The 11719-nt window shown below is 39.8% G+C and carries 12 protein-coding genes and 1 tRNA gene; 2 read left to right on the top strand and 11 right to left on the bottom strand.

Features of this window, described 5'->3' with window-relative positions:
- Positions 1-17: 17 nt before the first annotated feature.
- From tsaE to B4C08_RS03765, 11 genes are all read right to left on the bottom strand, one after another.
- A complete protein-coding gene (gene tsaE, locus B4C08_RS03815) occupies positions 18-464 on the bottom strand; it encodes a tRNA (adenosine(37)-N6)-threonylcarbamoyltransferase complex ATPase subunit type 1 TsaE (RefSeq protein WP_296663069.1) in 447 nt (148 codons plus the stop codon).
- A gap of 17 nt (positions 465-481) precedes the next feature.
- Positions 482-751, bottom strand: a complete 270-nt coding sequence (locus B4C08_RS03810) for a hypothetical protein (protein ID WP_295796831.1) — start codon at positions 749-751, stop codon at positions 482-484.
- Between the two features lie 20 nt (positions 752-771).
- Positions 772-1848, bottom strand: a complete 1077-nt coding sequence (locus tag B4C08_RS03805; protein WP_296663065.1) for a PilZ domain-containing protein — start codon at positions 1846-1848, stop codon at positions 772-774.
- A gap of 5 nt (positions 1849-1853) precedes the next feature.
- On the bottom strand, positions 1854-2453 hold the full coding sequence (locus tag B4C08_RS03800; protein ID WP_295796827.1) for a hypothetical protein: 600 nt from the start codon (positions 2451-2453) through the stop codon (positions 1854-1856).
- Between the two features lie 9 nt (positions 2454-2462).
- The gene (gene fliD / locus B4C08_RS03795) at positions 2463-4547 is read right to left on the bottom strand and encodes a flagellar filament capping protein FliD (RefSeq protein ID WP_296663062.1); all 2085 of its coding nucleotides are present in this window, start codon (positions 4545-4547) and stop codon (positions 2463-2465) included.
- On the bottom strand, positions 4547-4924 hold the full coding sequence (locus B4C08_RS03790) for a flagellar protein FlaG (protein ID WP_296663060.1): 378 nt from the start codon (positions 4922-4924) through the stop codon (positions 4547-4549). Before B4C08_RS03790 ends, fliD begins: the two co-directional genes overlap by 1 nt.
- 145 nt (positions 4925-5069) lie before the next feature.
- On the bottom strand, positions 5070-5924 hold the full coding sequence (locus B4C08_RS03785; protein ID WP_013701576.1) for a flagellin: 855 nt from the start codon (positions 5922-5924) through the stop codon (positions 5070-5072).
- A 347-nt stretch (positions 5925-6271) separates the two neighbouring features.
- On the bottom strand, positions 6272-7132 hold the full coding sequence (locus B4C08_RS03780; protein ID WP_296028987.1) for a flagellin: 861 nt from the start codon (positions 7130-7132) through the stop codon (positions 6272-6274).
- A gap of 193 nt (positions 7133-7325) precedes the next feature.
- Positions 7326-8381 (bottom strand): glycosyltransferase family 4 protein, encoded by a 1056-nt coding sequence (locus tag B4C08_RS03775; RefSeq protein WP_296663056.1) that lies wholly within the window; start codon positions 8379-8381, stop codon positions 7326-7328.
- Positions 8382-8390: 9 nt separating this feature from the next.
- Positions 8391-9575 (bottom strand): nucleotide sugar dehydrogenase, encoded by a 1185-nt coding sequence (locus B4C08_RS03770; RefSeq protein WP_296663052.1) that lies wholly within the window; start codon positions 9573-9575, stop codon positions 8391-8393.
- 69 nt (positions 9576-9644) lie between these two features.
- Positions 9645-9717 (bottom strand) — tRNA-Gly (locus B4C08_RS03765).
- Positions 9718-10169: 452 nt separating this feature from the next.
- Between B4C08_RS03765 and B4C08_RS03760 the strand changes: the two genes are divergently transcribed.
- Positions 10170-10382, top strand: a complete 213-nt coding sequence (locus B4C08_RS03760; RefSeq protein ID WP_296663050.1) for a hypothetical protein — start codon at positions 10170-10172, stop codon at positions 10380-10382.
- Positions 10383-10420: 38 nt separating this feature from the next.
- Entirely contained in the window at positions 10421-11413 is a 993-nt protein-coding gene (locus B4C08_RS03755) for a formylglycine-generating enzyme family protein (RefSeq protein ID WP_296663047.1), read from the top strand.
- Positions 11414-11719: the final 306 nt, after the last annotated feature.

Below are 11719 nucleotides of genomic sequence, written 5' to 3'. Positions count from 1 at the left end.
TTGCAAGAGCTTTCATTTTATTCCTCGTTCCAGTCAATATTTCCGTTGTTCCAGTTTTCAATTTTTATTTGGCGGCTTCCGTCTTCTTGCGGTGTGATTTCAACTAGGATAGATTTTTTTGGAAGTTCTTTTTTTACTTTTTCGCTCCATTCAATTATGCAGACTCCGTTTCCGTAGAGCATGTCTTCAACGCCCAGGTTTGCAAAGTCTTCTTCGCCTTCAAGCCTGTAAACATCCATGTGATATAAAGGCATTTTTTCACCTTCGTATTCGCTTACAAGGCAGAATGTGGGGCTTGTTATGTTGTCTTTTATTCCAAGAGATTTTGCGATTCCTTTTGTTATTGTTGTTTTTCCTGCTGCGAGAGTTCCTGTCATTGCAAGAATGTCGCCTGGCTTTAAAAGAGAGCCGATTTTTTCTCCTAGTGAAATTGTTTCAGTTGAAGACTTTGTGTGGAAAATCATTTTTTTACCTGCTGCCATTAGACTTGCGGAAGTGTACCTTCCTGCGCCATTTTATCAATAAGAGCCTTGATTGCTTTTGTTATAGGAATAACTGGATAGTCAAGCTTGGCCGGAAGCGGATCAAGGTCAACCGTTCTTATTCCAAGCGGATTTGTTTCTACAGTGAAACTTATTGGTATTGAAATAATTGAAGACAATACTTCTACTTTTGCAACTGCCTTGTAGTGGTGAATGTAGTAAATGTACCCGTCTTCTTTTTGTATCGAATTTATTTCTAAAACTTTCATAATGTAATTAAATTCCAAGCTCAAAAATAATCATAAATCGCAGCATAAATATCATTTTTTGCAGCTATATTAATATCGGTAAATTTAATGTACAGCACAAATGTTTTTTCGTCCGCAGATTTTTTTGTTTTTATAATAAGACCTTGCGCCTGATGCTCAATAATTCCCGGAAGCTTAAAGTAAAGCTGAATGTACTGGTTGCTCGAAATCGGAAGACTGCATGAAATTTTGCATCCGCCTGCGGAAATATCAATGAATGTTCCAGTGTGCTTTTTTTGCTGAACTTCAAATTTTGTTTTTCGCCCGGCTTTTATTTCCTTAACTGCGGAAAAAAGACATTCAATGGTTGTTCCCTGCCTCTTTGTCATTCGCTTTTGAATAACTTTGAGAGTTGAAGAATGCGTTATAAGAAGAAGCTCCTTTCCGTTTGGAATATCTTCGTAGCGAGCTGCCATTACAACGCATTGGTAAAGCATTCCTGTGGCAGAAGAAAAATTTATCATAAACTTTGAAAGAGGCTTTGGCTTAAAGTTTTTTAGTTCCGCGGAAATTTCTATGTAAAAACCTTCCGGCGTATTCTTTTGAACTGTTGCATCATGCGGATTGCGGTTTTCATCCAGAACTCTTATTTGCTGCCCGGGCCTTAAGTATTTTGTGGAAGTTATGGAATGCTTTCTGTCATAAAGTTTTTCGAGCTTGTATCTTAATGAAAACAAAACTGAAATTTTTTCTTCGTTCCTTGGAGACTGCGCTTTCATTCTTTGGAATTCAGATTTAAAAAGATTTTGCATTTCATTTTCTGAGCGGTAAGAAAACTGAATATTGCGCGCATGATGTGTTTTGCAGATGCTCCACAGAAGTTTTTTTTCTGCGCTATCAAGATTTGCTTCATGCGCAATTCTTCTTACATCTGAAAACTTTGTTTGTCTGTTCTTATTTGCTTCAATCCATTTTTTTGATTTAGTTAATGATTTGTATTTCAAATATATAAAATATAAAATTACAAGAACTATAGCTATAGCAAGAAAACATGCGACAAATGAATATACAAATCCGCTTGAAGCAAGACGCGCTTCTATAGGTGAGCCTGTATCCATGATTTTTACTTTTTAAGGCCGTCCTCTATAGCCTTTGCAATAAGCTCAAGACGCGGCGCAATTTCATATTCGCACAAGTCTCCTGAAGTTACACTGTCTTTTGTTTCAAGCGACTGCTCAAAGTCTGCTGCAATCGGCGCAAACTCTTCAAAAAATTCTGTAACGCTTTTTCCGTCTATTACAATGCTTGAATATACTTCTGGGAACAATGCGCTCAAAGCCGCTGTATGGCAAAAGTCGTCAATTGCTTCTGCAAGTTCTGCTATTACAGTGTTTGCCTCTTTATCTTTTCCGCCCTGAAGCGCGACCGGAACTTCTGGAAGCTTTTGCGCGAGCGAAGAAAATTTGTCTTTTGATTTTTCAAGGGAATCTATTACGTCCTGCTTGCTTAAAACGGTAAGCTCGATTTTTGTATTTTCTTCAAGCGGAGTTTTTGAAGCCTCGTCAAAATCATCTGCGAGAACTTTTTTTCCGTTTAGAAAAATGCCGATTGTCGTGGCATCGCTTTTTTCTGCTTCTTTTTCAAATGACTTTAAAACTTCGCCAACTGTTTTTTCATCTTCAAGTGTAATGTCTATTTTTTCACCGTTTACAAAAAGTTCCATGATTTTCTCCTATCTGTTTCTGCCGTTATTTTGATTTGAAAAATTCTGCATTGTTGACTGCTGGCTTTCAAGGCTGTTCAGCGTGCCTTCCATGTTTGCGTATTTTCGTTTTAAATCTGCCTCTTTTCTGTCCAGCTGGGTCTGAAGCCGCGTGATTTTCGAATTTGAATTTTTTATCTGTGTTTCAAGTGAATTTGTTTTTGAAGAAATTATTCCGCCTGACTGAACCCAAGAAGTAAGCTGCCTGTCAATCTTGTATCCGATTCCGTCATCAATAATCAAGTCTCCGTCAGAATCGTAGCCAAATATATTTTTTATTTGATTTAAATTTGACTTTAAGCACTCGTCAAGTTTTTTTTCATCAACTTCAAGGTAGCCGCGCATCTGGGAAGGACTGTATCCTCTTGCGCCGCCGCTCGCATTTGTAGAAACTCCAATCTGCGAAAGCATTGTAACGGATGCGTCATCAGAAAATCTATAATTTGAAGAAACAATCTGCTGCAAAGATGATTTTCCGTTTGTAAGAGAAAAATCCCCCTGAAACATTCCAAGCCGCTCGTAGGCTTTGTCTTGCTCATCAGAAGAAAGGTAGTCAAGTTCGGAAACAATTTCAGGCTTGTTAATAGAAAGAATATTCATTTCCGCAATCGCCTGATTGTATTTGCCCACAAAAGTTATAATTGCGTCCTTTGCGGATTCTGTGTCCGGCTCAATTTTTATGTTCGCAGGCTTTTCCGTTTTTTCATGGACGTGAAGGGTAACATTTGGAACTATATCGTCAATGTCGTTTGTGGGGCGGCTTATGGTGATTCCTTCGTATTTTAGCTTTGCGTCCTGCGCAGTTGAGATTGCATTTTTGGGCTCAAATCCAAGAGATTTTTTTTCGTCAAAGCAGAGCGGAGCAGTCATTGAAATTTCTTTGCCTGTGTTTGAATTTCTTACAACAAGCGACTGTGCATTTGGAAAGTCCGAAATGCTCACAGAAACTTTTGTTTTTCCGCTTGAATCTTTTGAAAAATATTTTGAATCCACAGGCTGCTCGTTTCCGTCCGAATCCTTTATAAAAAATACTTGGCTGCTTGAAATTTCAACTGGCTTGGATTTTTGTTCCTGCTGTTCTTGCGCAGGCGGAAGAGTAGAGTCGCTTGGGTTGTTAAATACGCTGATTCCTTCATAAGTAACGCTCAAGGGAGGCGGAAGCTCAAGGTTTTCTTTTGGAGTCTGGACTGTTTCTTCTGTTATTTCCTGAACTTCTTTTTCAGTGAAAGAGAATTCTATTTTTCCAGAACTGCTTTTTCTTATTGAAGACGGAAGTTCAAGCTCAAATCCACCTCTTGGCTCTATTGTAATGTCATTTCCGTTTGCTTTTACTTTGCTTTTTGAAATTTCAGGAATTTTTTCCTGCTGAATCTCATCTTTGGTTTCCGGTGTTTTTGCAGAAAGCGAAGAATATTTTAAAGTTATAGTTTCCGATTTTGCAGAAGAAACCATGCCAGTTTTTTTTGCAAAGTCAAGAGCCTGATTTTCAAATACAAGGCGGTTTTCTTTCCCTGTCTTTAGGCTTTCAATTAGAAGTGATTTTTTATTTGCGCTTACACCAATCAAGCTTGCTTTTATTGTGTCGTTTCCGCGGCGGTTCAAGGCATTAACAAAGTCGTTGAGTTTTCCGCCTTTCCAGTTAAAGTCGATTTTTTTTTCTCCAACGGAATAAGTGTATTTTCCTGGAGCCACTTGCATATCGCTGTCTATTTCTTCGCTTAAAAATCTGTCTGATGCGGCTGGCTGTAGAACTTCTATTTTAAATGATCCGAACTCTGCTTCGCGCCCTGCATCTGCTGTTACCGCATATTCTTCCGAGGAAAATGAAAGCTTATTGCTGAATGGATTTTCAAAAGAGTAGAGGCTTTTTACACTGTCGCGCAGTGAAGACATTTTCTGGTTGACTCCACGCCAGGCATCTTGCTGTTTTTTATACGTCTCAAGATTGGACTCCTCACGCTTTAAAGGAATCCGTTCGACTTCCATTAAGGATTCAACGAGATCGTTTGTTTTGTATTTGTCGCTTACGCCTGGTATGTTCAGTCCGTCTGCCATTAAATCATTTCATCAAAAAGTACACCGATGGCATGTTTCATTCTTGCCTGAATTCTCTGTATATCTTTTGACGGTATTTCCCGGATAATTTCGTTTGTTGATGCGTCTACAACTGTTACAACAACTCTGTTAAGCTCGTCATTTACATTGAAATGCAGTTTGTGGCCTGTAACAATGTCTGAAAGCCGCTGAAGTTCCTGTACAGATGCTTCCAAATCCGCCTGGTTCGCCTCAAAATTTTGAAGCACTTCCGAAGCTGAGTTTGGCAAAGTTCCTTTTACAGAAACCTTTGCTTCTCCTTTTTGCGGAGAGAAAGCGTTGTAGACTTGCTGGCCATCCATTGCCATTGTCTGACCACTCATACTGATTGTATTCATGGACATTTCCTCCTGAAAAATAAAAAAGAAGAGAGGGGAAGGGGGCGCACCCCTCCTCGCTCTTACGTGTTTGCTGTCTAAAAGAAGACATCCAGATTTCTCTTATTCAGAAAACACGGTTACAGCTTGCGCCGTTATTTTAATACTACTGAAGCAAAGCCAATACGTTCTGAGACTGGCTGTTTGCCTGAGCAAGCATTGCTGTTCCTGACTGAGCAAGAATGGAATTCTTTGTGTATTCAACCATTTCAGCAGCCATGTCAGTGTCGCGGATTCCTGATTCTGCGCCCTGCATATTTTCTGCTGCAACAGCGATACCGTTAGAAGCCATTTCAAAGCGGTTCTGGTATGCGCCAAGGTCTGCTCTCTGGCGTGAAACTGATTTAAGAGCTGCATCAATTGCTCCAATAGCCATGTTAGCTGTATCTGGAGTAGAAATGCTTATCTGTTCGTCAGTACCCTGAGTTCCCTTAAGACCAAGAGCCTGTGCTGTCATTGTTCCAATGAAAGCTGTTACTCTCTGATCCATGTTAGCACCAACCTGGAATGTCATTACATTGTTTGTTACAGAATTCTCTGCAAAACGTCCTGTAAGAAGGTTCATTCCGTTGAACTGAGCCTGTGAAGCAATGCGATCTACTTCTGCTACAAGCTGAGAAACTTCAACCTGAATCTGCATGCGGTCTTCATCGCTGTAGATTCCGTTTGCAGACTGAACTGAAAGCTCACGGATTCTCTGAAGAATATCTGTAGTTTCCTGCAAGTATCCTTCTGTTGCCTGAATGAAAGAAACTCCGTTCTGAATGTTTCTGTTAGCCTGGTTGAGTCCGCGGATCTGGCTGCGCATCTTTTCAGATACTGCAAGTCCTGAAGCGTCGTCTCCAGCGCGGTTGATTTTTTCGCCTGAGCTAAGTTTTTCAATGTTGCCCATCAACTGGGAATTAGAAACTCCCAATGTGCGGTTTGCAAACATTGAGCTCATGTTGTGATTAATGACCATAATAATGTCCTCCATGAATCGTACATAATGCATCATGCAAAATGCCCGTCTGTAAAGGCTTTCTGCTGGTTTTTGCGCCCCCGGCAGAAGTTTTAGACCTTGTACAGCAGGAACCGTTGCTTTTATTTCCCTTGTAAAAAATTTAAGCAACTGTCTATGCTGTTACAGACAATCATGGAAAACAGAACTTTCAAAGATCAGCTTCTAAAACGAAGCAAAGCCGTGTCTAAAAGCACAGCTGTTTTGCGGGAAAGATTTAGATGGAAAGCAAAGTTAAAGTGTAAATCAAACCTGCAAACGGCAAAGAGCATAGAAAATTCCATGCTCTTTGTATTCAGTATATCACACTATTGGAGCAAAGACAAGACGCTTTGTGACTGGCTGTTTGCCTGAGCGAGCATTGCAATTCCAGACTGTGACAATACCTGGTTCTTGGTGAATTCTACCATTGCAGAAGCCATATCTGTATCGCGGATTCTTGATTCAGATGCCTGTGTGTTTTCAGCGGCAATATCAAGTCCCTTTACAGCATAGTCAAGGCGGTTCTGGTAAGCACCCAGATCAGCGCGCTGCTTGTTGATGATTTTAAGAGCTTCATCAAGAGTTCCGATTGCGCGGTTGGCATCACTTGGAGCCGCAATTGTCATAACTTCTTCAGTTCCAATTTCTCTCATTCCAAGAGCTGCAGCTGTCATAGTTCCAATGAAAACAGACATACGCTGGTCCATGTTTGCGCCGATGTGAAGCCACATAGAAGCTGTAGGAGTGTTTTCTCCAGTAGCCTGTGCAAATCTTCCTGTGAGCATGTTCATACCGTTGAACTGAGCCTGAGAAGCGATGCGGTCTACTTCTGCTACGAGCTGGCTTACTTCAACCTGAATCTGCATTCTGTCTTCATCTGAATAAATTCCGTTTGAAGCCTGAACTGCAAGTTCGCGGATGCGCTGAATGATGTCTGTAGTTTCCTGCAAATATCCTTCAGTTGTCTGAATGAAGCTGATTCCGTTTGCTGCGTTTCTTGAAGCCTGGTTCAATCCGCGGATCTGAGATCTCATTTTTTCAGAAACTGCGAGTCCTGAAGCGTCGTCTCCAGCGCGGTTGATTTTCTGGCCAGAAGAAAGTTTTTCCATGTCCTTTGTGAGTGAACCCTGAGTTACTCCTAAAGAACGATTTGAAAACATTGCGGACATGTTGTGGTTGATGACCATATTTTTCCTCCATGGAATTATAAAGACCAAATCCTTTCGGTCTAAAACTGTAAAAGACTACATCTGTATTACAAGGCTACATCTGCAATCTTTTACATTGAATAGCCTGGCTGATGTCTTCTACGAAGTTGAACAGCCATGGTTTTTCAATATAATCATCGGCACAATGGAGGCTTAACTTTAGCGTTTTTTTTTAATTTTTTATGATTTTTTTTAGAATTTCCGCGGAATTTTTGTAGGTGTACTTTTCAAGGATTGGTTTTGGGGATTCAGTCTTTTTCTTTAGAAGCTCGTTTAAGTTGCAGTCTGTGTTGTTCCATTCAATATAATGGGCGGAATTTCCGTATATTTCAGGAAGGCTTGCTGACTTTGAAACTATTATTTTTGCTTTGCATGAAAGAGCTTCAAGCGGCGGAATTCCAAATCCTTCGTAATAAGAGGGAAAAACAAACGCCTTGCAGTTTTCCATAAGCGATTTTACTTGTCCGTCTGTTACATAGCCTAAAAGCGTTACATTTGGAAGGCTCTGCAAGTCTTCAAGTTCTTTTGGAACAAGTCCGGATATTGCCTTTCCGGAAACTGCAAATTTTTCCTGCGGATTTTTTTTTGCGTAAGATGCAATCCATTTTAAATTCTTTCGCTTCGAAAGGCTTCCGAGTGTAAAATAAAATCCGCCTTTTTCAAGCTTGGGAAACTTTTCAAATATTGAATTGTCCGCTTCTATTGACTTAAAATGATCCCAGCCGTTTGGAACAATTTCTATTTTTTGTGGCGAAACTTTGTATGCTTTTAGAATCCGTTCCTTGCTGAACTGAGAAACCGTTATGATTTTTTTTGCGTTTTTTGCAATGTTCCAGTAGCTTAGGCGGCAGTAAAGCCTTATTAGCTTGTCCTTGAATGTTTTAAAGTCCTGAGGAAAATCCTTTGCGTAAATATCGTGTATAAAAGAAATTCCGCAGTTTTTTCCAAGCGGGGCAGTGTTTGAAAAGTTAAGCCCGGTTGCCTTTAATTTTTTACAGGCTAAAGAAAAAGTTCCCATGTCCCACAGTGGAAAACTCTTAATACTTTTTTTTGACACGATGATTTTAATGTTTTTGTATTCTGGAACTGACTTTGCGTTTGCAGGAGCATAAAGCGCAATATTGTCTTCTTTTGAAACTATTAAGTCCAGCTGCCTGCAAGTTTCCCAGGCGAATCTTTCAATTCCTGTGAGGTTTCTGCAAAGAAAGTTTCCATTTATTAAAATCATCTTTAAGCCTTAGTCGCGTGAATATAAATCCCTTGTGTAGACTTTTTCTTTTACGTCTGCAAGTTCAGGAGACATTCTGTTTGAAATAATTACATCGCAGGTTTTCTTAAATTCCAAAAGGTCTTTGGCTACTTTTGAACCGAAGAATTCATCTTCTTTATATGAAGGCTCGTAAACAACCACAGGAATTCCTTTTGCCTTTATGCGTTTCATAATTCCCTGAATTGAGCTTTGGCGGAAATTATCGCTGTTCGCTTTCATTGTAAGGCGGTAAACTCCCACAACTTTTGGCTTTTTTGCGATAATCTGTTCTGCGATAAAGTCTTTGCGTGTTGAATTTGAATCTACAATTGCATGAATCAAATTCTGCGGAACGTCCTTGTAGTTTGCAAGAAGCTGCTTTGTGTCCTTTGGAAGACAGTAGCCGCCGTAGCCAAACGAAGGATTGTTGTAGAAGTCTCCGATTCTAGGATCTAAACAGATTCCTTCTATAATAGACTTTGTGTTTAAGCCGCGCACTTCCGCATAGGTGTCCAGTTCGTTGAAATATGCAACTCTCAAGGCAAGATATGTGTTTGCGAAAAGCTTGATTGCCTCTGCTTCTGTGCAGTTCGGGTAAAGAGTCTTGATGTCTTCTTTGATTGCGCCTTCTTTAAGTAATGAAGCGAATTGCTCGGCTTTTTTCTTTAATTCAGGTTGCTCTTTTGGAAAACTTACAACGATTCTTGATGGATAAAGATTGTCATAAAGCGCGTGCCCTTCACGAAGAAATTCCGGGGAAAACAGAAGATTTTTAATTCCCATTTTCATGCGGATTTTTTCAGTGTAGCCGACTGGAATTGTGGATTTTATTACAACTGTTGCTTCTGGATTTATTTCTTTTACAAGTTTTAGAACTGCTTCAACAGAAGAAGTGTCAAAGTAGTTTTTTTCTGGGTCGTAGTTTGTAGGAGTTGAAATAATTATAAAATCAGCGTCTTTGTAGGCAACTCTTGCATCTGTTGTGGCTGTAAGGTTGAGCTTTTTGTTTGCAAGATAGTCTTCAATTTCCTTGTCTATTATTGGAGATTTTTTGCTGTTTATTAAGTCAACTTTAGCCTGAATTATATCTGTTGCAAAAACTTCATTATGCTGCGAAAGTAAAATTGCATTTGAAAGTCCTACATATCCTGTTCCTGCTACTGCTATTTTCATTCTTTTCTCCAAATATAAGCAAGGTTTTATAGGCAAAAAAAAAGACCTTAGAAAAACCTAAGGTCCGAGAGCGGCAGAAGGGAGTCGAACCCTCGTCTCCAGCTTGGAAGGCTGGGGTAATAAGCCGTTATACGACTGCCGCATTGCTTATGTTCAGTATATTATATTTTATGAAAAAAAATGTCAACAGGAAAATGTTAAATTCTGCAATTATTTTTTTACAAGCAAACAGTCTATTTACCCTGGGTAAATAGACTGTTTGCCTAAGGTAAATAAGCTATTTACCAATGGAAAATAACGTATTTACTCAAGGAAAATTCCCGCATTTTAACTTAACTTCACAAAAGGTATATAGAAGCAAAAAAAATCAATAAATTTTTGCCAAAAAGTTGTTTTTTGCGATTTATTCATTATAATGTAAGACAGGTTCTTGAAAAGTTGATTATAAAAGAGATTCCCACATCAAGTGTGGGAATGACATGGAAATTCAAGTACGACAATGACAGAGAGATGAAACAAGTGCGGGAATGACAGAGAAATGAAAGTTGTCATTGTCAGACTTGATCCGACAATCCAAAAAACTAGAGGTCTTTTATGAAGAAATTTATTGTTCCGGCTTTATTTGCGTTTTTATTTGTGGCGGCATCCTGCATGAACATGAGCGGCGGCTCAGAAAAAGGCGGCTCAATCCGTGTTACCTTGCCGGGAGGACGCTACGTTTACGATAAAAACAATGCCGACAAGTTCGTTGTGCGTGTAATTGGCGAAAGTGAGACTATAGAAAAAGACGCGGCGTTGGGGGGGTAATAGAGTTCACGGAACTTGAAGCTGGAGAATATACAGTTGTGGCTGAGGCTCGGGATTCCGCAAGCAATGATGAGCTTATCGCGTCTGGAAGCAAAGATATAAAAGTTGAAGCAGATAAAACTACAGAATGCCCTTTTACCCTTATAATTTCCAACTGCTTTGTTGCCGAGGACGGAAGCATAGTTATAAACAAGACCAAGCTTGAAAAGACAGCCCTTGCAACAGTAATTGATGCCGCCACAACAATTACAGGAAGCGGAAGCGCAGGCGTTTTTATTGACGGACGCACAGTAACTTTAAGCCCATACAGCATAGGCAAGTACGAAGTAACGCAGGAACTTTTTGAAGCCGTAATGGGAGAAAATCCAAGCAGTTTTAAGGATTCCCCGGCAGATGGTGAAATTCAAGAATATCGTCCTGTTGAGAAGATAAGCTGGTATTATGCAGTTGTGTTTTGCAACAAGCTTTCCGCATTAATTGGATTTGATAAATGCTATACAATCACAGCGGGTGGCACTTTAGTTGGCACTGACAGTCTTACCCTTAGTGAAGTTAAAACAGCTTGTTCAGGTTGGGTTGTTTCTTGTGATTTAACTAAAAACGGCTATCGTCTGCCTACTGCTGCCGAATGGGAGTTTGCTGCTCGTGGTGGAGATCAAAGTGCTGCTGACTGGGATTATACTTATGCTGGCAGTGATGATGATTTAGATAGTGTTGCTTGGTATAAAGATAATTCAATTAATAAAACCCATGAAGTTGGCTTGAGAAATGCTAACAAACTTGATCTTTATGATATGAGTGGCAATGTATGGGAATGGTGTTGGGATATTACATATAATGGACCTTCTAAAGAAACTGTTACAGATCCAATGGGAGAATCTATAACTAATTTTCGTTCTCGTCCAAGCGGCTCTTATTCTGATGATGCAGATCATGCGAAAGTTATTCAAAGAAATTCTGACACTGGAACTAGTACTTATGAAAACAACGGCTTCCGTCTTGCCCGCAGCGGCTTCCCTCGTGCAAAATAGAACATGAATTGCTAGAGCAAATCATGTAATGTTAAGTTGTTTTTAATGTCATTCTCTGACCAGATCTGCGATGTTTGCGTAGCAAATTCGGCATTTAGCTGAAGGGATACTTCCTAAGAGGCTGAGTGAGTATCCCTAAGACCTGAAGTGAGTATTCCTAAGAGGCTGAGTAAGTATTCCTAAGGGGCTTAGGAAGTATTCCTTAGCCTTTTAGGAAGTATCGCTACGGCTCTTAGGAAGTATTCCTTCAGTTTTGAAATTATTCAGCAGAAAACCAGTCTTCTGTGCGCAAAAAAGAGCGTTCTG

Source organism: Treponema sp. UBA753, from assembly GCF_002297325.1.
Lineage (GTDB): Bacteria > Spirochaetota > Spirochaetia > Treponematales > Treponemataceae > Treponema_D.
The sequence above is the reverse complement of the archived record's forward strand: the minus strand, read 5'-3'. Positions and strand labels throughout refer to the sequence as shown.